The 20,077-nt window shown below is 63.7% G+C and carries 19 protein-coding genes; 6 read left to right on the plus strand and 13 right to left on the minus strand.

The genetic code is table 11. The annotated features are described in order from the left end of the window. Window positions 1-86 precede the first annotated feature (86 nt). The 3 genes from ACLCGK_RS13420 to ACLCGK_RS13430 form a co-directional block, all read right to left on the minus strand. Window positions 87-1,064, minus strand: coding sequence for a L,D-transpeptidase family protein (locus ACLCGK_RS13420; RefSeq protein ID WP_003259779.1), 978 nt, complete (start codon window positions 1,062-1,064; stop codon window positions 87-89). 111 nt (window positions 1,065-1,175) lie between these two features. Next, on the minus strand, window positions 1,176-1,466 hold the full coding sequence (locus tag ACLCGK_RS13425) for a hypothetical protein (protein ID WP_013971899.1): 291 nt from the start codon (window positions 1,464-1,466) through the stop codon (window positions 1,176-1,178). Between the two features lie 58 nt (window positions 1,467-1,524). Next, entirely contained in the window at window positions 1,525-2,130 is a 606-nt protein-coding gene (locus ACLCGK_RS13430) for an arylesterase (protein WP_410952175.1), read from the minus strand. A 10-nt stretch (window positions 2,131-2,140) separates the two neighbouring features. Between ACLCGK_RS13430 and ACLCGK_RS13435 the strand changes: the two genes are divergently transcribed. Both ACLCGK_RS13435 and ACLCGK_RS13440 read left to right on the plus strand, forming a co-directional pair. Beyond that, window positions 2,141-2,824, plus strand: coding sequence for an ABC transporter ATP-binding protein (locus ACLCGK_RS13435; protein ID WP_003259775.1), 684 nt, complete (start codon window positions 2,141-2,143; stop codon window positions 2,822-2,824). Beyond that, window positions 2,824-5,331 carry an ABC transporter permease gene (locus ACLCGK_RS13440; protein WP_367245252.1) on the plus strand — a complete coding sequence of 836 codons (2,508 nt, stop codon included), beginning with the start codon at window positions 2,824-2,826 and terminating at the stop codon, window positions 5,329-5,331. The genes ACLCGK_RS13435 and ACLCGK_RS13440 overlap by 1 nt, the downstream gene beginning before the upstream one ends. A gap of 126 nt (window positions 5,332-5,457) precedes the next feature. Here ACLCGK_RS13440 and greB read toward each other — a convergent pair whose 3' ends face one another. The 4 genes from greB to ACLCGK_RS13460 form a co-directional block, all read right to left on the minus strand. Further along, window positions 5,458-5,931 (minus strand): transcription elongation factor GreB, encoded by a 474-nt coding sequence (greB, locus tag ACLCGK_RS13445; protein ID WP_410952176.1) that lies wholly within the window; start codon window positions 5,929-5,931, stop codon window positions 5,458-5,460. Between the two features lie 11 nt (window positions 5,932-5,942). Continuing rightward, window positions 5,943-6,251, minus strand: coding sequence for a hypothetical protein (locus tag ACLCGK_RS13450; protein ID WP_023661930.1), 309 nt, complete (start codon window positions 6,249-6,251; stop codon window positions 5,943-5,945). Between the two features lie 223 nt (window positions 6,252-6,474). Continuing rightward, the gene (locus ACLCGK_RS13455; protein ID WP_015269705.1) at window positions 6,475-6,912 is read right to left on the minus strand and encodes a DoxX family protein; all 438 of its coding nucleotides are present in this window, start codon (window positions 6,910-6,912) and stop codon (window positions 6,475-6,477) included. Between the two features lie 113 nt (window positions 6,913-7,025). Next, window positions 7,026-8,432 (minus strand): transglycosylase SLT domain-containing protein, encoded by a 1,407-nt coding sequence (locus ACLCGK_RS13460; protein WP_410952177.1) that lies wholly within the window; start codon window positions 8,430-8,432, stop codon window positions 7,026-7,028. Window positions 8,433-8,588: 156 nt separating this feature from the next. Here ACLCGK_RS13460 and ACLCGK_RS13465 point away from each other — a divergent pair, with 156 nt between their 5' ends. The 3 genes from ACLCGK_RS13465 (at window position 8,589) to ACLCGK_RS13475 (ending at window position 11,565) form a co-directional block, all read left to right on the plus strand. After that, a complete protein-coding gene (locus tag ACLCGK_RS13465) occupies window positions 8,589-9,386 on the plus strand; it encodes a TatD family hydrolase (protein ID WP_410952178.1) in 798 nt (265 codons plus the stop codon). Window positions 9,387-9,642: 256 nt separating this feature from the next. Continuing rightward, window positions 9,643-11,121, plus strand: coding sequence for a methyl-accepting chemotaxis protein (locus tag ACLCGK_RS13470; protein ID WP_013971890.1), 1,479 nt, complete (start codon window positions 9,643-9,645; stop codon window positions 11,119-11,121). Window positions 11,122-11,196: 75 nt separating this feature from the next. Next, window positions 11,197-11,565 carry an Mpo1-like protein gene (locus ACLCGK_RS13475; protein WP_015269702.1) on the plus strand — a complete coding sequence of 123 codons (369 nt, stop codon included), beginning with the start codon at window positions 11,197-11,199 and terminating at the stop codon, window positions 11,563-11,565. A gap of 168 nt (window positions 11,566-11,733) precedes the next feature. Here ACLCGK_RS13475 and ACLCGK_RS13480 read toward each other — a convergent pair whose 3' ends face one another. The 3 genes from ACLCGK_RS13480 to ACLCGK_RS13490 all read right to left on the minus strand — a co-directional run bounded on the left by ACLCGK_RS13480 (window position 11,734) and on the right by ACLCGK_RS13490 (window position 13,684). After that, window positions 11,734-12,531, minus strand: a complete 798-nt coding sequence (locus tag ACLCGK_RS13480; protein WP_367245255.1) for an acyl-CoA thioesterase — start codon at window positions 12,529-12,531, stop codon at window positions 11,734-11,736. A gap of 77 nt (window positions 12,532-12,608) precedes the next feature. Continuing rightward, a complete protein-coding gene (locus tag ACLCGK_RS13485; protein ID WP_367245256.1) occupies window positions 12,609-13,388 on the minus strand; it encodes a CHAD domain-containing protein in 780 nt (259 codons plus the stop codon). A gap of 17 nt (window positions 13,389-13,405) precedes the next feature. Further along, window positions 13,406-13,684, minus strand: a complete 279-nt coding sequence (locus ACLCGK_RS13490; RefSeq protein ID WP_003259403.1) for a hypothetical protein — start codon at window positions 13,682-13,684, stop codon at window positions 13,406-13,408. 178 nt (window positions 13,685-13,862) lie between these two features. On the opposite strand from ACLCGK_RS13490, the gene ACLCGK_RS13495 reads away from it, so the two are divergent. Next, on the plus strand, window positions 13,863-14,903 hold the full coding sequence (locus ACLCGK_RS13495) for a patatin-like phospholipase family protein (protein ID WP_025338421.1): 1,041 nt from the start codon (window positions 13,863-13,865) through the stop codon (window positions 14,901-14,903). Window positions 14,904-15,080: 177 nt separating this feature from the next. Here the strand turns inward: ACLCGK_RS13495 and ACLCGK_RS13500 are convergent, their stop codons facing one another. From ACLCGK_RS13500 to lon, 3 genes are all read right to left on the minus strand, one after another. Continuing rightward, complete coding sequence (locus ACLCGK_RS13500; protein WP_013971884.1) at window positions 15,081-16,952, minus strand: SurA N-terminal domain-containing protein; 1,872 nt, start codon at window positions 16,950-16,952, stop codon at window positions 15,081-15,083. A gap of 183 nt (window positions 16,953-17,135) precedes the next feature. Continuing rightward, window positions 17,136-17,408: an HU family DNA-binding protein gene (locus tag ACLCGK_RS13505; protein ID WP_003259401.1), complete on the minus strand. Its 273-nt coding sequence runs from the start codon at window positions 17,406-17,408 to the stop codon at window positions 17,136-17,138. A 152-nt stretch (window positions 17,409-17,560) separates the two neighbouring features. Further along, on the minus strand, window positions 17,561-19,957 hold the full coding sequence (lon, locus tag ACLCGK_RS13510) for an endopeptidase La (RefSeq protein WP_013971883.1): 2,397 nt from the start codon (window positions 19,955-19,957) through the stop codon (window positions 17,561-17,563). Window positions 19,958-20,077: the final 120 nt, after the last annotated feature.

The raw sequence follows: 20,077 nt of genomic DNA on the forward strand, positions 1-20,077 counted from the left end.
TTTTTATTGCCTGCGCACAAGGCAAACGCGCCAGGCAGAAACGAAAAGGCCTGCACTAAGGCAGGCCCGGGTGTGTCGCAATTACCTTACTGCAGTTCGGGCGGAATGCTCGAAACCATCGGCGCACCACCCTGGTTTTCGGTCGGTACGGCAATTTCCACCGGCATGCCATCTTCCGCGGCCACCACATCACGCACCATGTCCCAGTTCATGCGTAGGTTATTGGCCAGGTCTTCTCGCTTGAGCAAGGCATTGATAACAGCAGTGTGTTTATCGACCACCGACGGATTACCCTGGTCGTCCAGCGGCGTGTGCGCCTCCAGATAGACCTTGCCACCACTGATACCGAACTTGTAGGGCTCGTTGATGATGCGCACCGGCGTACCCACCGGCACCATCTTCGACAGTTCCAGCACGTTGTTGTTGAGCATGCGGAAGCAACCGTGGCTGGTACGCATGCCAATGCCGAACTTCTTGTTCGAACCGTGGATCAGGTAGCCCGGCACGCCGAGGGTGAACTTGAACGGCCCCAGCGGGTTGTCCGGGCCGGCCGGCACCACGCTCGGCAGGATGTCGCCGTCAGCCGCGTGCTCGGCACGGATGGACGCTGGCGGGGTCCAGGTCGGGTTTGGCGTCTTGGCGGTGATCTTGGTATTGGCGATCGGCGAACCCCAGCCTTCACGACCGATGCCCAGCGGGAATGTATGCACCACGTTCTGCCCTTTCGGGAAGTAGTACATACGGTATTCGGCCAGGTTGATGACGATGCCCTCACGCGGGCCAGGCGGCAGGATGTAGCGGGTCGGCAGGATGATCTCGGTGCCGGCACCTGGCAACCACGGGTCCACGCCCGGGTTGGCGGCGATCATTTCCAGATAGCCGAGGTCGTTGGCAGTGCCGATATCGGCGAACGTGTCCTCGTACTTTGCCTTGATCACATGCACCTGGCCGATGATGTCTTCACCGGGTGGTGGCAGTGGCAACTCCAGCGCAGCAGCGGGGCCTGCTACCAGCAGGGCGGCCAGGGACAGGCTACGGGTGACGGCAGGAAAGCGCGGCAACATCCGGTAAATCCTTCGAAAGGTGGGTCAAGAGAATCGATTGTACACCCGCGCCGATGCAAGCGGGAGGCATTGGCGCCATGCAAGCGTTTCAGATGATGAAAGGTGCGGCGCTCAGCCGCCCTGCAGCTCCGGCCACACCGGGCGCATGCCGCGCCGCTGGGCATCGAGGATGGCGCGGCACAGGTCGCACAGGCGGCCATCGCGGTAGATCGAGCGCGGCACCCCCGACCAGCGCGGTTGCGCCGGCAGCAGGCCACCGCACAAAGTGCGGTCGGCCGGTACGCCCAGCTCGAGCTGGCGGGCCACGAGGTGGACGCGGATTTCCTGGCAGGCGAACAGGTCGAGCTGCTCATCAGGCTCGATCAGTTGGTAGGCATACAGGGACCAGGCAGGGCGCGGCATCGGTGGCACTCGAAACGGGGGGCGCAACATTAGCCGAAAGCCGGCGCCGTTTAAAGCGTCACAGCAAGGGTTTTATCGCCGGCCAGGCATTTTCCAGCAGGCGCTGCTGGGCGGCCTGGGCCGGGTGAATGCCATCCGCCTGCATCAACTCAGGCACGCCCCCTACCCCCTCGAGGAAAAACGGCACCAGTGGCACCTGTTTTTCCGTCGCCAACTGCTCATACACCTGGGCGAAGGCGGTGGTGTAGCGCACGCCATAATTGGGTGGCAGGCGCATGCCCAGCAGCACCACCTTGGCACCGGCCTTGCGCGAGCTCTCGATCATCGAGGCAAGATTTTGTTGCAATTGCGCTGGCGGCTGCCCACGCAGGCCATCGTTGCCACCCAGTTCCAGTACCACCAGGCTCGGCTTGTGCGCTGCAAGCAGCGCCGGCAGCCGCGCCTGGCCACCTGCACTGGTGTCGCCGCCGATCGATGCATTGACCACCTTGTCGTCGAAACCTTCGTCCCGCAGGCGGGTCTGCAACAGGGAAACCCAGCCCTGGCGGGTATCCAGGCCAAAACCGGCGCTGATACTATCGCCGACAACCAGCAGTGTTCCCGCCGCCGCGCTCTGGGCCAGGCAATACAGGGCCAGACCGGCACTCAACCACCACACTCGCATCGGATTCTCCATGGGCCCCAGCATTCTCGTTGCGCAGAACCTTAGCAAAGTGGTCCCCAGCGCGGAAGGTGACCTGACCATCCTGCACGCCCTGTCCCTCGACCTGGCCCAAGGCGACAGCCTGGCAATCGTCGGCGCCTCGGGTTCGGGCAAATCGACCCTGCTTGGCCTGCTCGCCGGCCTCGACCAGCCCAGTGCCGGCAAGGTCATCCTTGCTGGCCACGACCTGGGGCCGCTGGATGAAGACCAGCGCGCGCGGGTGCGCGCCGAACATGTGGGTTTCGTGTTCCAGTCGTTCCAGTTGCTCGACAGCCTCAATGCCCTGGAGAACGTCATGCTGCCGCTGGAGCTGGATGGCCGCCGCGATGCCCGCGAACACGCGCGCACCCTGCTCGAACGGGTCGGTCTGGGCAAGCGCCTGAGCCACACTCCGCGCCAGCTTTCGGGCGGTGAACAACAACGGGTGGCCATCGCCCGCGCCTTCGCCGCGCAACCGGCAGTGCTGTTTGCCGACGAACCCACCGGCAACCTCGACAGCCACACCGGCGAACGCATCAGCGACTTGCTGTTCGAACTGAACAAGGAGCGCGGCACCACCCTGGTGCTGGTTACCCATGACGAACGCCTGGCCCGGCGCTGCCGCCGCCAGATTCGCCTGGATGCGGGCCGCCTGGTGGCCCCGGCGGAGGCCTGATGACCCACATGCCGCTGTCCCGCCTGGGCGGCCTGGCCCTGCGCCAGCTGCTGCGCGACATTCGCGCAAGCGAAGTGCGCGTGCTGTTCTTCGCCCTGCTGGTGGCGGTCGCGGCCAGCACTGCCATCGGCTATTTCGGTGCCCGCCTCAACGGCGCCATGCAACTGCGCGCCAGCGAGTTCCTTGGTGCCGACCTGGTGCTGCAGGGCAGCGCGCCGGCCCGCGACCAGCAGATCGAGGCCGGCAAGGCACTGGGCCTGCGCCACGCCCAGGTCGTCGAGTTCACCAGCGTGGTCGGCGGCGACAACGGCATCCAACTGTCCAGCGTCAAGGCTGCCGACGGTGCCTACCCATTGCGCGGGCAAGTGCGCAGTGCTGCGCAGCCCTATGCCACAGAAACCCCGGGCGGCGGCCCGGCACCTGGCGAAGCATGGGTCGAACCACGCCTTTTGGCGGCATTGGGGCTGAAGGTTGGCGACAGCATCGACGTGGGCATGAAGACGCTGCGCATGAGCCGCGTACTGACCTACGAACCGGACCGCGCCAACAACTTCTACAGCCTTACCCCACGGGTAATGATGAACCTGGCCGACCTGCAAGCCACCGGCGTGATCCAGCCGGGCAGCCGGGTCACCTACCGCGACCTGTGGCGCGGCGATGCCGAAGCGCTGGCCCAGTACCGCGGGGCACTGAAAAAGGACCTGGCCGCCAACCAGCGCCTGCGCGACACCCGCGATGGCAACCAGCAGGTCGGCGGCGCGCTGGGCAAGGCCGAGCGCTACCTGAACATGGCCAGCCTGGTGGCGGTGCTGCTGGCAGGCGTTGCCGTGGCCCTGTCGGCCAGCCGCTATGCCGCACGCCGCCTGGACGCCAGCGCCCTGCTGCGCTGCCTGGGCCTTTCGCGCCGCCAGGCACTGGGCCTGTACTGCCTGCAGCTGGCCATGCTCGGCCTGGTCGCCGCGCTGGCCGGCGCCCTGCTCGGCTGGCTGGCGCAACTGGGCCTGTTCCGCCTGCTGCATGGCCTGTTGCCAAGCGTGGTGCCTGCAGGCGGCATCGTCCCAGCCCTGGCCGGCATCGCTACCGGGCTGGTAGCCCTGGCCGGTTTCGCCCTGCCGCCAATTGCCGCGCTGGGCCAGGTACCGCCGCTTCGCGTGCTGCGCCGCGACCTGCTGCCGATACCGCCCAGCAGCTGGCTGGTGTACGGTGCGGCCCTGTTCGCCCTGGGCCTGATCATGTGGCGCCTGAGCCTCGACCTGCTGCTCACCTTCGCCCTGCTCGGTGGCGGCCTGGTCGCCGCTCTGCTGCTCGGCGGCCTGCTGCTGCTCGGTTTGCGCAGCCTGCGCCAATTGCTGGCCGGGGCACCACTGACCTGGCGCCTGGGGCTGGGCCAACTGCTGCGCCACCCCATGGCCGCTGCCGGCCAGGCCCTGGCCTTCGGCCTGATCCTGCTGGCCATGGCCCTGGTCGCGCTGCTGCGCGCGGAACTGCTCGACACCTGGCAAGCGCAGCTGCCCAAGGATGCACCCAACCATTTCGCCCTGAACATCCTGCCTGATGATCGTGAGCCCTTCGCCCAACACCTGCAGCAGGTCAATGCCACCTCGGCGCCGCTGTACCCGGTGACACCCGGCCGCCTGGTGCGAATCAATGAGCAACCGGTGCAGCAGGTGGTCAGCAAGGATTCGGCAGGCGAGCGCGCCGTGCAGCGCGACCTCAGCCTGACCTGGGCAGCCGAACTGCCCGAAGGCAACACACTGACGGGCGGCAACTGGTGGCAGGCGTTGCCCGCCGAAGATGAAATCCCCGGTGTGTCGGTGGAGGCGGAACTGGCCAACAGCCTGAAGCTGCAACTGGGTGACCTGCTAACCTTCGACATCGGCGGCCAGCAACGCCAGGCACGGGTCAGCAGCCTGCGCAGCGTGCACTGGGACAGCTTCCAGCCGAACTTCTACATGATCTTCCAACCCGGCACGCTGCAGGGGCTCCCGACCACCTACCTGACCAGCTTCTATCTGGCACCGGGCCATGACCTGGACGTGGTGGCGCTGTCACGGGCATTCCCGGCAGTGACCATCCTGCAGGTGGACGCCTTGCTCGATCAGCTGCGCAGCATCCTCGCCCAGGTGACCCTGGCGGTCGAGTATGTGTTGCTGTTCGTGCTGGCAGCCGGGTTGGCGGTGCTATTCGCTGGCTTGCAGGCGACGCTGGACGAGCGTATCCGCCAGGGCGCCTTGCTGCGTGCGCTGGGCGCGGCGCGACCATTGCTGGTCAAGGCGCGGCGGATCGAGTTCGGCTTGCTGGGTGCGGCCAGCGGCTTGCTGGCGGCGGTCGGGTGTGAGCTGATTACCTTGGTGCTGTACCGCTATGCCTTCGACCTGCAATGGAGCCCGCATGTGTGGTTGCTGCTGTTGCCGCTGGCAGGGGCGCTGCTGGTAGGTGGTGCAGGGGTGCTGGGGACGCGGCGGGCGTTGAATGCCAGCCCGTTGGCGGTTTTACGCGAGAGTTGATGACAGCCTGTGCCGGCCTCTTCGCGGGCGCGCCCGCTCCCACAGGTTCGGCACAACGACCAAATGCTGTGGTTACCCTTTGGGAGCGGGCAAGCCCGCGAAGAGGCCAGCACAGGCAATATCAACTCACTGACCGTAAGTGATGTTGGTTACATACCAGGTCGCTTCACCGGTAGGTGTGTGCACCACCACCTCATCACCCTCCTCCTTCTTCAGCAAGGCGCGAGCCATGGGCGAGTCGATCGAGATGTAGTCATTGCGCCCATAGATCTCGTCATACCCGACAATGCGAAACTTCATGGTCTCGCCCTCGTCGTTCTCAATCTCCACCCAGGCACCGAAAAACACCTTGCCCTCCTGCTGCGGCGAGTAGGCCACCACCTTCACATCTTCAAGACGCTTGCGCAGATAACGCACCCGACGGTCGATCTCGCGCAGCAGCTTCTTGTTGTACTGGTAGTCGGCATTCTCGCTGCGGTCGCCCAGCGAGGCCGCCCAGGTAACCTTCTGGGTAATCTCGGGGCGGTACACCCGCCACAGGTGGTCCAGTTCTTTCTTCAGTGCCTCATGGCCTTCCGTGGTGATGATATTGGTACTCAACAGCGCGCTCCTCAGCGGCGGGTAATCAAGCCTTGACGCGCGATACGGGTGAGGTGGCCGATGATATCGGCGGCCTCGTCCGGCGCCGGGGCCTGGATCACGGCCAGGTCGAAACGGTCATTGCCATACTGCGCGAGGTGGCAGCCGGTATCGGCGAACTGGATCAGAAAGGCACGCGCCTGGCCCTTGCGCCTGGACAGGCCTTCAAGGTGACGCAAAAGAGTGGGTTGATGCTGGCCGCCGAGCAGGATGCGCGGTGTGCGGGACGCCTGGCTGGCAGGCAAGGGGCTCAAACAGACACTGGTACGTGGGCAACTCATGGAGCTTCTCTCCGCCTCGCGAATCCCGCTGGGCAGCGGTGGGAGGCGTCACCGAACCAGCGCTTTAGCGGTATTTCGGATGACCCGGAGAGGGGCTTTCCTGCGCCCCGCAAGTAGCTGTTTAAATCGGCGCAGACGGTATGCTAGAGCTACAAGCGGCAAGATACAAGCCTCAAGCCGAAAGTGATCGGCCTGAGGCTCGTATCTTGGCATTTGCGGTGTATCAGCGGGCGATCAGGCGGTCCAGCGAGAAGCGGCCAGCGCCTTCGATCAGCACCGCGACGGTGCCAGCCAGCAGGGCCAGGCCGAACTCATAGCCGTTGTTGGACATGAACAGGCCGTTGCCGATGTGCACCGAGAGGATCGCCACCACCAGGGTCACCGCCAGCACCAGGGCCGCCGGGCGGGCCAGCAGGCCGATCACCAGGGCCAGGCCGCCGAAGAACTCGGCACTACCAGACAACAGGGCCATCAGGTAACCCGGGGCCAGGCCGATGCTCTCCATCCACTGGCCGGTGCCTTCCAGGCCATAGCCGCCGAACATGCCGAACAGTTTCTGCGCACCATGCGCAATGAAGATGATGCCGACCAGGATACGGATGACGCTCAGGCCAGCGCCGGCGCGGGTGGAGAACAGAGCGTTGAGGGTAGCGTTGTTCATGTCGAAGACTCCTTGAAGCGGGAAAGTTGTGTTGGGATGGGCGCCATCATAATCGATTCGATAGATATGAAAATCGCAAAAAACCCAACATAACAATCGACAATATCGATTTGTCAGCGTTTAGCCACACGCTCCAGCGCGGCACGCTCCCGGTTGAACGCTACAAAGTACTTGTTGACGCTATTGACGAAGTTGACTGGCCCCATGCCCACCTGCTCCATGGCGATGCGTTCGGTCTGGAAAAACCACTGGTCGCCATTCAGCCCGCGCCGGCGCGCTTCCGCGCGCATGGCCTGGACGCGCTCGGGGCCCAGGTTGTAGGCCGCCAGCACGAAGGCCATGCGCTCGCGCTCGTTGATCTTGGCGCTGGCAAAGAACTTGCGCCGGATCAGTGCCAGGTAACGGGCGCTGGCCTGGACATTGCCATCCACCGAGGCGGTGTTGCTCACCCCCACGCGCTGCGCCGCCGAAGGGGTGATCTGCATCAGGCCATGGGCCCCTCCGGTGCCACGCGCTGCCGGGTTGAGCGTCGACTCCTTGAAGGCCAGCGCGGCCAGGTTGAGCCAGTCTATCTGCTGCGCATCACCGTGTTTCTGCAGCACCGGCCGCAGCGCGGTCAGGCGCTGGCGATTCTTGCTGGCCAATGGGTCGTGCACCCGGTACTGGCGGCGGTAGATGCGCTCGAACGCGGCGTCCTGGTTGTCCGGCGCCCGGTAGCCCTGCAGAAAGCGATCGACCGTGGCCAGCAACTGCGGCGCATCGCGCCCCACATACCAACGCATGGCTTGCGGCGCCCCCAGTTTTACGCGGCTGTCCAGCCTCAGACGCGGCATCACCCGGGCCCAGCGCCGGGCGATCGGCTGCTCGACCACGGTCAGGTGATAGATGCCGGCCTGGACCATCTCCAGCACATCCTCCACCGCCAAGGTCGAGTCGACCCACTCCACCTTGATCGGCGCGCGCTTGCGCAGCGCCAGCTGCTGGTTGACCTGCTGGATCAACGGGCCGGCCGCGCTGGCGCTGGTCAGGGCCACGGTACGCCCGGACAACTGCTCGACATGGCTGAAACTGCGCTCGCCCTTGCGCCCCACCAGCAGCAGCGGCACCTGGTCGAGCACTGGTGCGCTGCTGCTGACCCCGCGCACCACGGCGGGGTCGAGCAGCTCGCCCGGCGCGGCCAGGTCGCCCTCGCCACGGGCCAAGGCGCCCAGCAACTGCTCCTTGGCCCGCGGGATCAGCTTTAGCTGGATCTCCTGGCCATCGTCGGCGCGAGCATTGAGGTAATGCTCCAGGGCACGCAGGCGGTAGTATTCGATACCGACCGGCTCGCCCTTGACCTCACCGGAGCTGTTGCGGCTTTGGTTGACCAGCACCCGCAGCACCTGGCTGGTGCGAATCTGTTGCAGGTCACGGACCTTGGCAGGCGCGATGTTCTGCTGCGGCCCCGGCGCGCGCGCATGGGCAGGCCCGGTCAGGGTCAGCCCAAGCGTCAGCAGGAAAATGAGCCAGCATCGCTGCATGCGAAAACGTGTCCGTTGTCGGTGGGCGGCATCCGTGGGTTGTGCCGCCAAGAGAAATGACGGCAAAAGACCACGGCAACAGCATGAAGTTCTTGGTTTTTTTCAGAAAAACACGGTTTTTGCTATGCTGGCCGCCCCGCGGCACGAGATAGCACCATGCAACTGATCGATATCGGCGTCAACCTGACCAACAGCAGTTTCCACGACCAGCAGGCGGCAATCGTCGAGCGCGCCCTTGAGGCCGGGGTCACGCAGATGGTGCTGACGGGCACCAGCCTGGCGGTCAGCGAACAGGCGCTGGAGCTGTGCCAGCAACTGGATGCGAGCGGCGCGCACCTGTTCGCCACGGCAGGCGTACACCCTCATGATGCCAAAACCTGGGATGCCGGCAGCGAGCGCCAGCTGCGCCAGCTGTTGAGTGAACCACGTGTACGCGCCGTGGGTGAATGCGGCCTGGACTTCAACCGCGACTTCTCCCCTCGCCCGCTGCAGGAAAAAGCCCTGGAGGCACAACTGGCACTGGCTGCCGAGCTGCGTCTGCCGGTGTTCCTGCACGAACGCGACGCCAGCGAACGCCTGCTGGCGATCCTCAAGGATTACCGCGACCACCTGACCGGCGCAGTGGTGCACTGCTTTACCGGCGAGCGCGACGCGTTGTTCGCCTACCTGGACATGGACTTGCACATCGGAATTACCGGCTGGATCTGTGACGAACGCCGTGGCACCCACCTGCATCCGCTGGTGGGCAACATTGCCGAGGGGCGGCTGATGCTGGAGAGCGATGCGCCTTACCTGCTGCCGCGCAGCCTGCGGCCCAAGCCGAAGAACGGGCGCAACGAACCAGCGTTCCTGCTGGAGGTGTTGCGTGAAGTGGCCTTGCACCGGGGTGAGTCGACCGAACACACGGCGGCACATACCACGGCAACGGCGCGGGCGTTTTTCCAACTCCCCTGAACCCGACGCGTTCTCCTGTAGGAGCGGCCTTGTGTCGCGAAAGGGCCGCAACGCGGCCCCGGCAATCTATCCGCTGAAGCTGAAAACCTGGGGGCGCTTCGCACCCCTATCGCGACACAAGGCCGCTCCTACAAAAGCGCGGCAGAACTTGCGGCGGAATTTTCTTGATACACATCAAGAAAGGCCCTGGCTTGCGCAGGCACAATGATGGCACCTTGCCAATATTGTTCCCGCTCAACTCAGAGAAGACCTGCCCATGGGTGCCTGGCTTAGCAATGTTTCCCTGAAGTACAAGTTCTGGGCCGTCAACGCAGTGGCCTTTGTCACGACCTTGCTGCTGGTGCTCTATGCCGTGCACCTGGAGCAACGCGCCCGCGCCGAGGCCGCGCAGGCCCAGGCGGCCGCGCAGGCGCAACTGCTTGCCGCCTGGCCGGCCGGCCAGCCGCTACCCCGCCCGGCCAATGTCATCAGCTGGTCGCCCGGGCAAACGCCCACCTTCGCGGGCGAACCCCTGGAGGCCCTGCGCAATGCCCAAGGCTGGGTCGAACTGCCTGCCGCCCGGCTCTTGGGCAACAACCCGCTACAGGGCGCGCAGGTACTGCGCAACGGTGATCAGCAAATGGCCGTGCTGGCCCAGTCGCCAAGCCTGCGCCAGGTGTTCTTCGACCGATTCAGCAACTACGCGGTATGCGTACTGATCCTGATGCTGGCCATGCTCGGCGCCTCGCAGTTGCTGATCCGCTTCCTGCTCAGCCAGCTCAACACCCTCAAGGATGTGATGCTGCACGTGGAAAAGACTGGCGACCTGTCGGCCCGCGTGCCGTTGGCCTGTGGTGATGAGGTCGGCCAGATGGCCGGTGCCTTCAATGCCATGCAGGCGACCTACCACCGCGTGGTCAGTACTGTCGCCCACACCGCTGCGCAACTGGACTCCGGTGCCGCGCGCCTGGCCGCGAGCATGAGCGACGTGCGCCACGGCATGCTCGGCCAGCAGAGCGAGACCGACCAGGCCGCTACTGCCATCAACGAAATGTCGGCAACGGTGCACCACATCGCCCAGCATGCCGGCGCCACTCGTGACCTGTCACAAACAGCCGACGCCCTGGCCGGTAGCGGCCAGGAGGTGGTCAGCCGGGTACAGGACTCGATCTCCGGGCTGTCCAGCGGCGTGCAGCAAACTGCCGAGATGATTCGTCAACTGGCCGAAGACAGTCAGAAGATCAATGGCGTGGTCAGTGTGATCCACAGCATCGCCGAGCAGACCAACCTGCTGGCGCTCAATGCCGCCATCGAAGCAGCGCGCGCCGGCGACCTGGGCCGCGGCTTTGCCGTGGTGGCCGATGAAGTGCGCAACCTGGCCAAGCGCGTACAAAACTCCACCGACGAGATCACCACCATGGTTTCGGCCCTGCAGTCGGGCACCCGGGATGCAGTGGAGTTCATGCAGGAGAGCTCGTACAAGGCCGACGACTGCGTCCGCCAGGCCCAGGAGGCCGGCGAAGCACTGGCCGAGATTACCGGTGCCGTGGCGCAGATGCGCGAAAGCAACACCCAGATTGCCGTGGCAGCCGAGCAGCAAAGCCAGGTGGCCGAGGAAATGAACCGCGCCGTGGTGAGTATCCGCGATGTCACCGAACAGACCGTGCAACAGACCGTGGGCTCGGCAACCACCAGCAGCGAACTGGCAACCTTGGCCGGTGAACTGAACAAGGCCATTGGCCAGCTCAAGCTATAGTCACCATAGCCAGCCTCGATTGGCCCCCGCCTGGGGGGCGCACTAAGCTTTGGGCATGACCGAGAGGAAATGCCCATGAGCAAACGCCTGCCCAACCTGCCCGCCTGGCAATGGCGCGGCTACCACCACAATCACCGCCACCCGGCCAACCTGGTGCTGCACCTGATCGCCGTGCCTTTGTTCATCCTTGGCACGTTGCTGATTCTGTCCGGCCTGTTCGGCCTGGACCTGGGCCAGATTGCCGTTGGCATCATTGCGCTGATCGCCGGCCTGGGCCTTCAACGCCAGGGCCACCGACTGGAAGCCGAGCAACCCGAACCCTTCGCCAACCGCAAGGATGCCGTGCAACGCCTGCTGACCGAGCAGTTCATCACCTTTCCGCGCTTCTTGCTGAGCGGGGCCTGGTGGAAGGCCTGGCGGGAACGACACAAGCATCGCCATTGATGCTCCAATCACGCGCAATCTTTTGTAGGAGCGGCCTTGTGTCGCGAAAGGGCTGCGCAGCAGCCCCGGATTTACGCCTTCGCCGCGAAGATTGCCGGGGCCGCTTTGCGGCCCTTTCGCGACACAAGGCCGCTCCTACAGGAAAGCGTGCAGGCCTGCAGGTATCTGCTAGGCAAACACGGTAACCGTCTGCCGGCTCAAGGCCAGCAACTCGCCCTGCGCCGTCCTCAACGCAGCGGCAGCGTGCCCGTAACCATCCCGCGCATGCTCGGTTTCCACGCAATAACGGCACCAGTCCAGGGTCGATAGCTGCGCCGTGGGCTGCATGAATTCTATGGTCCAGGTCAACGTACTGCCGGCAGCCGGCTGTTTGAGAAACGGCATCAGGCTTGGCGGCCAGGCATCGACCAGCGCCAGCAGGTGCGCCTCGTTGACCGGTTCTTCGGCCACCCCGCGCAAACGTACCCAACCGCCCATTTGCCGCGACTGATTGCCACTGAACGGCAATCCACCCACCGCCCAGCGCAAGGCCACATGCTGCATGAACTCCGGAGTAACGCCTTTGATATGGGGTAGCTCGGGAGCTGCATCGTCGAGCGCTTTCATTTCCTCGGCCGGCAAGGCTGGCACATCGACCACCGACGGCCGCCCTGCACCGAAATTGCCCTGCACCAGCGTCACTACCTGGCCGTCTTGAACGGCACGGCCCAGCAAGGTGCTGACAGCCTTGCCTTCACGCAGCACCTCTACATCGAAGCGGATTGGCACATCGGCCGCGGCTGGCGCCACAAAGCTGATGGCCAACGAACGCACGGGGCGGTCATCGGAGATTTTCTGGCGCATGGCTTCATACACCATGGCCGCCATCAGCCCGCCAAAGGCGGCGCGCCCCTGGGCCCAGCTTGGCGGGATACATACAGCTTCGGGGTTGACCCGCACGGCGTCGAGCAGTTGGTTGAAATTCATTGGCCGGCTCCTGCCTGCTGCGAATAAGGTCTGCCCATCCTAGCCAGCAAACCCATGCCGATCAGCCCGCATTTCGGTCATTTTTCGGGCTTTCGCCGCGCCAACGCCTGCTGCAGTGCATCCAGCGTCGCATCCGAATGGCGCTCGGCCTCGTGCAATTCCTGCTCCCAGGCGACCTTGCACGGCGCCAGGTCGGCATGCTCGCGCGCCTGCAGCAGCCATTGCAGGCGATCATGCCAGTCACCCAAATCGCCCTGGGCCTGCTTCAGCAAGCGCCGCAACTGCTTGCCCGCATGGTCGAGCTGCGGATAGGCCTCATCGCCATAGCGCGCACGCTTGATCAGCAAACGCAGGCGGTGGCGGTCGTGGGCCGGGTCCTGCAATGCCTGGTACAACTTGCGCCACTGCTTGCCCAGGCGTTTGTCGATGCGCTTTTCCAGCGCCTTGACCAGGCCCTCGCGACCGGCTGCACGCATGAACAGCGGAAACGCGTCGACAATCGCCAGCACCCGCGTCAGTTCGGGGCTGGCGGCAACACTGGCGAATGTCCTGGCACGCCCTTCCAGGCGCCGCTGCCCGGCCTCGGCAAAACCATGCCCGATCAGTTCGGCCGCCAGCACCTCACGGTCGCGCAACGGCGTGGTGAGGGTACCCAACGACCTGGCGGCCTCCTCCAGCTGCTCCACCCCCGGCAGCCCACGCAGCGGCCGCAGCAGGCTGCGCAGGCGCCGCAGGGTGGTGCGCAGGTCATGCAAGGCCTCGCTGTCGGTATCTGCAGCCAGGCGCTCGCGGCAGGCCAGCAGGCGCACCTGCAAGGCCACTATCTGGGCAACCACATGATCGAGCATGGCAGACATTGAAGGACGCTCCTTGGTCAGCGCCCGGCGCGCGACTCACGAATGTAGAAACGGGCCTTTTCGGCTTTTCTGGTACAACTTTCGTAACCTTCGAACTGCTGTTGGGTCTTGGCACCGGTCAGCAGCGACAAGGCCTTGGAGTAGCTCACGGCACCGGCAAAGCCTTCGGCCTTGGCCAGGTCCAGCTCCTTCCAGGCGGCATCCAGTTGGGTTGCGCAACTCTCGCGGTAGGCCGTCTTGCCCGCGCAGCCAGCAAGGGCCAAGGCGATCAGTGGAAGGCAGATCCAGGCTTTCATCGGTAATACCTCAATGGAAAAAACATTGGCTGTTCGACGCCCCGGCAGCTGAAAAGTGCCCTGCCCAGCCAGCTTGGCCCAGCCAGTTTTATTACAGTAGCTCAGCACGATGCACATTGAAGCACAGGTGGCGATGGGTGCATTGTAGGACCATGGTTGCACTGGCCGGGGAATGTTCATGAGCAAACGCGTGGCACTGGTACTGGGATCGGGTGGAGCCCGGGGGTATGCACACATCGGCGTGATCGAGGAAATCGAGCGCCGCGGCTACGACATTGCCTGTATCGCCGGCTGCTCGATGGGTGCGGTAATCGGCGGCATCTACGCCGCGGGCAAGCTGGAAGACTACCGCAACTGGATCGAGAGCCTCGACTACCTGGATGTGTTGCGCCTGGTCGATGTCAGCTTTCGCCTCGGCGCAATTCGCGGCGACAAGGTGTTCGGGCAAATCCGCAAGATCGTCGGCGAGATCAACATCGAGCAATTGCGCATCCCCTACACCGCGGTTGCAGCCGACCTCACCAACCAGCAGGAAATCTGGTTCCAGGAGGGCTGCCTGCACCAGGCCATGCGCGCCTCGGCAGCCATCCCCAGCCTGTTCACCCCGGTGATGCAAGGCAACCGCATGCTGGTCGACGGTGGCATCCTCAACCCGCTGCCGATCGTGCCGGTGGTGTCCAGCCACTGCGACCTGATCATCGCGGTCAACCTCAATGCCACCAACCAGAAGCAGTACCAGCTACCGGTGATCGAACGCCCAGCGGCGTTCAAGATGCGCTTCGATGCGCTACTCAGTTCGCTGGGTTCGCGCTTGCCGTTCCGGCGCAAGCCGGCGGAGGAGCTGATACGTATCGAGCAGGAAATCGTCGCCGAAGGGCTGGCGCCGCCTAACCCGTGGCTGGCCGATGCCGCCAACCCGGAAGGCCAGCAACCGGCGGCGGCGCCGGAGCGCGAAGGCGCGCCGAAGTCGGCGACTGGCTCGTTCATCATCGACAACGTGGGGCCCGCTTCGCTGCTGGACTTGATCAACCAGAGCTTCGAGGTCATGCAGACCTCGTTGGCGCAGTACAAGATCGCCGGCTATCCGCCGGATGTACTGATCAACGTGCCCAAACGGGTATGCCGGTTTTTCGAGTTCTACAAGGCGCCGGAGCTGATTGCCCTGGGGCGGGAGATTGCGCGGGATACGCTGGATAATTATGAAGGGGTGAAACGCTAGGCCTTGTACTGCCTGTAATGGCCTCATCGCCGGCAAGCCAGCTCCCACAGATACCCCGCAATGCTTGAGGCAAGTGTGATACCTGTGGGAGCTGGCTTGCCGGCGATGAGGCCATTACAGGCAGCAGAAACGAAACAGGCCGCACTGGGCGGCCTGTTCGTTCACGCATCCATCACCTTAGTAACGGGTGATGTCTGCCTTGGCTTCCAGCTGCTTGCGGTACGCCGCGAAGTCTTGCTGGCCAGCACGCGACGCGAGGTAGCGGCGGATCTGCTGCTTCTCTTCGTCGGTGGCAGCAGCGCCTTCGTTGACACCCTTGAGCTGCAGTACCACCAGGCTACCGTCACGCAGCACGACGCTGCCATAAACCGGCTTGTCCTTGGCCTGTGGCTTGCCCAGGCGGAACAGCGCCTGCAGCTCGGCCGGGTCGATACCGTCCTCGCCGCGGGTAACTGCTTCATAGGCCTTCCAGCCCTGCCCTTCGTGCACACTGCCCGCTGCGATGGAACCGTCACGCAGGCCGGCAATCAGCTTGTCCGCCTTGGCCTTGAGCTCGGCAGTTGCCTTCTCCTTGGCCAGGTGCTCGCTGATGTTCTTGGCCACGGCTTCCAGCGGCAGCTGCTCAGGCTTGCGGTGCTCCTTGACGCGCAGCACCACGGTGGTTTCCGGGTCGAGCTCGATGGCGGTGCTGTTGGCACCCTCCTCCAGCACTTCTTCGGAGAATGCGGCCTGCACGACCGAACGGTTGGCAGTGATGCCTTCGCCACCCTCGCGGCCGAACGCTGCGGAGGTTTGCACCTTCAGGTTCAGGTCCTGGGCCGGCTGGGCCAGGTCCGAAGCCTCGTAGGCAGCATCCTGCAGCTGCTTGCTGGCATCTACGTAACGCTGCTCGACCAGAGGGATCTTCAGGTCACGGGTCAGCTTGTCCTTCAGGCTGGCGAAGCTCGGCACTTCCGGCGCCTGCACGCCCAGCAGCTTGATCAGGTGGTAGCCGAACTCGGTGCGAACCGGCGCCGAGACCTGGCCGTCCTGCAGCTTGTACAGCGCATCCTCGAACGCCGGGTCGTAAACACCCGGGCCGGCGAAGCCAAGGTCACCGCCGCTATTGGCCGAACCCGGGTCCTGGGAGAACTCCTTGGCCAGCGCGGCAAAGTCTTCGCCCTTGGCCAGGCGTTGCTCGATCTCTTCGGCGCGGGCCTTGGCCTGGGCGTCGGTGACCTTGTCGTTGACCTCGATGAGGATGTGCGCGGCATGACGCTGCTCGGCGAGGTTGGCGATTTCCTTCTCGTACTGGGCCTTGAGCTCTTCGTCGGTCACCTTGACCTGATCGAAGAACGCCGACTTCTTCAGCTCGATGTAGTCGATCACCACCTGGTCTGGCGACATGAACTCCTTGGCGTGCTGGTCGTAGTGCGCCTTGACCTCTTCATCGCTGACCTTGACCGCGGCCGGGTCGGCCTTGAAGGTCAGGGAAGCGAAGTCACGGGTCTGCTTCTCGAGGCGGGCAAAGGCATCGACCTGCTGGTCGGTCACGAAGCTGCTGCCGGCCAGGCCGGTGCGCAGCTGGCCGATGAGCATTTCCTCGGCGAGCATGTCGCGGAACTGCATGCGGCCATAGCCCATCTGGCGAATGACCTGGTCGAAACGGTCGGCACTGAATTTGCCGTCCACCTGAAACTCCGGCGTCTGCAGGATCACCTGATCCAGTGCGGCTTCGGAGAAGGCGAATTTGGCATCTTCGGCGCCTTGCAGCAGCAGCTTGCGGCTGATCAGCCCCTTCAGTGCCTCTTCGCGCAGCAATTTGTCATCCAGCAGCGCCGGGTCGAAATCCTTGCCCAACTGTTGCATCAGCTGACGGCGCTGCATGTCGGCCGCCTGGCTCAGCTCGTTCTGGCTGATGGTCTGGCCGTTCACCTTGGCGGCGTCCTGGCTATGGGTGGCGGCCTGGAAAATGGCTTCGAAACCGGTCAACGCCATCAACACGACGATAAGGCCGATGATGGTCTTGGCAATCCAACCTTGTGAATTGTCCCTGATATTTTGCAGCATGCGTCCCCCAGAAACGGTTGTACCACTGCGTCGACAACCGCGGAGCGTGGGTAGAAACCTGATAAAAGAAAGGCGCATCCGAGGATGCGCCTTTTCTTAGCAAACGTGTCAGGCGGGAACGTTTGCGCCCCGCCATCACCGTGCTCGGACCTGGCCAGGCCGGGTCCGGCTGAAAGAGACGACTTAGTTGACGGCGTCTTTCAGGCCTTTGCCAGCCTTGAAGCCTGGAACCTTGGCGGCAGCGATCTTGATCGCGTTACCGGTTTGCGGGTTGCGGCCGGTGCGCTCTGCACGCTCCTTGACCGAGAAGGTACCGAAGCCAACCAGTACCACATCGTCACCTTGCTTCAGGGCGCCGGTGACGGATTCGATGACTGCGTCCAGCGCACGGCCGGCTACAGCTTTCGGGATGTCAGCAGATGCGGCGATAGCGTCAATCAGTTCCGACTTGTTCACTCTAAGTCCCCTTATTTCTCTATTGAGTTTGTTTCTAAGTATGTAATGAAAAGCTTATGAAACGTGCGCTGGGTGGCCTGATGACAATAGCGTGCCGCTTTATAGCAAGGCCCCGAAAAAACTGTCAAGGAAAGCCCCCCAGCCAAAAACTACTAGTGCGTGCTAATTCTTTCCTTAGCATCGCCGTCGCGCTTTTCATCTTTCGCGACAATCTCCGGAGCCACATCTGGCAAGGGCTCCGGGGCGTATTGCAGCGCAATTTGCAGGACTTCGTCAATCCATTTGACTGGTTTGATCTGCAGATCCTGTTTGATATTTTCCGGAATCTCCTTCAGATCGCGAACATTCTCCTCGGGAATGATCACCGTCTTGATCCCGCCACGGTGTGCCGCCAGCAGTTTTTCCTTCAACCCGCCAATGGCCAGCACCTGGCCACGCAGGGTGATTTCGCCGGTCATGGCCACATCGGCACGTACCGGAATCTGCGTCAGCGCCGACACCAGCGCGGTGCACATGCCGATACCGGCACTTGGGCCATCCTTCGGCGTGGCGCCTTCAGGCATGTGGATATGCACGTCGTGCTTCTCGTGGAAGTCGGCGGCGATACCCAGGCTGCGGGCACGGCTGCGCACCACGGTCTGCGCGGCGGTGATCGACTCGACCATGACGTCGCCCAGCGAGCCGGTCTTGATCAGCTGGCCCTTGCCGGGAATGACCACGGCTTCGATGGTCAGCAGTTCGCCGCCCACCTGGGTCCAGGCCAGGCCGGTAACCTGGCCGATCTGGTCCTGCTGCTCGGCCAGGCCGTAGCGGAACTTGCGCACGCCGAGCAGATGCTCCAACTGCTCGCTGGCTACCTTGACCTTGACCTGCTTCTGCCCGGTATGTTCCTTGACCACCTTGCGGCAGACTTTGGCGATTTGCCGCTCCAGGCCGCGCACACCGGCTTCGCGGGTGTAGAAGCGGATGATGTCGCGGATCGCCGAGACATCGACTTCCAGCTCGTCCTTCTTCAAGCCGTTGGCCTTGACCTGCTTGGGCACCAGGTACTTGACCGCGATGTTGATCTTCTCGTCCTCGGTGTAGCCCGGCAGGCGGATGACTTCCATCCGGTCGAGCAGCGCCGGCGGGATGTTCATCGAGTTCGAGGTGCACAGGAACATCACGTCCGAGAGGTCGTAGTCGACCTCCAGGTAGTGGTCGTTGAAGTTGTGGTTCTGCTCCGGGTCGAGCACTTCGAGCAGTGCCGAGGCCGGGTCGCCACGCATGTCGCTGCCCATCTTGTCGATTTCGTCCAGCAGGAACAGCGGGTTGCGCACCCCCACCTTGGTCATCTTCTGGATCAGGCGGCCAGGCATGGAACCGATGTAGGTACGGCGGTGACCACGGATCTCGGCCTCGTCACGCACACCACCCAGGGCCATGCGCACGAACTTGCGGTTGGTGGCAGCGGCGATCGACTCGGCCAGCGAGGTCTTGCCGACGCCGGGTGGGCCGACCAGGCACAGTACCGGCCCGCGGATCTTCTTGACGCGCTTTTGCACGGCAAGGTACTCGAGGATGCGTTCCTTGACCTCTTCCAGGCCGTAGTGGTCGGCATCGAGGATTTCCTCGGCCTTGGCCAGGTCCAGACGCACCTTGCTCTGGGCCTTCCACGGCACCTGCACCAGCCAGTCGAGATAGGAACGGACCACAGTGGCCTCGGCCGACATCGGCGACATCTGCTTGAGCTTGTTCAGCTCGGCCTGGGCCTTGGCCAGTGCATCCTTGGGCAGGCCAGCGGCTTCGATGCGCTTTTTCAGCTCTTCGACTTCATTGTGGCCTTCGTCGCCATCACCGAGTTCCTTCTGAATGGCCTTCATCTGCTCATTCAGGTAGTACTCGCGCTGGCTGCGCTCCATCTGCTTCTTGACCCGACCGCGAATGCGCTTTTCGACCTGCAGCAGGTCGATTTCGGCATCCAGCAGCGCCAGTACGTGCTCGACACGGGTCGGCAGGTCGACGATTTCGAGAATTTCCTGTTTCTGCTCGATCTTCAGGGCCATGTGTGCGGCCATGGTGTCGACCAGGCGCCCTGGCTCTTCGATGCTGTTTAGCGACGACAGCACTTCGGCTGGGACTTTCTTGCCCAGTTGCACGTATTGCTCGAACTGCGACAGCAGCGTGCGCACGAACACTTCCGACTCGCGCTCGGCGGCGTCGGCTTCGTCGATCAGGGAAACTTCGGCACGGATGTGCCCTTCCACTTCACTGAAACGCTCCACAGCACCGCGCTGCTCGCCCTCGACCAGCACCTTGACGGTGCCATCGGGCAGTTTCAGCAATTGCAGCACGGTGGCAACGGTACCTACGCGGTACAGTGCATCCTCGCCCGGGTCATCGTCGGCCGGGTTTTTCTGGGCCAGCAGAAGAATCTGCTTTTCGCCCGTCATCGCCGCCTCAAGGGCTTCGATGGACTTTTCGCGCCCCACGAACAGCGGGATGACCATGTGCGGGTAAACAACGACATCGCGCAATGGCAAAAGAGGCAAGTCGAGGGTGGTCTTCATGATTTCGCCTCTACAGCGGCCTTATGGCCGGAAACCGGTGGAAATGATGCTTGGACCTAATGTGGGGGCAGGCTTGGGAAATTACAAGCGCTAGCGCAGGAAAAGCAGAAAGGGGCCCGT

The sequence above is a fragment of the Pseudomonas sp. S1(2024) genome, from assembly GCF_046557535.1.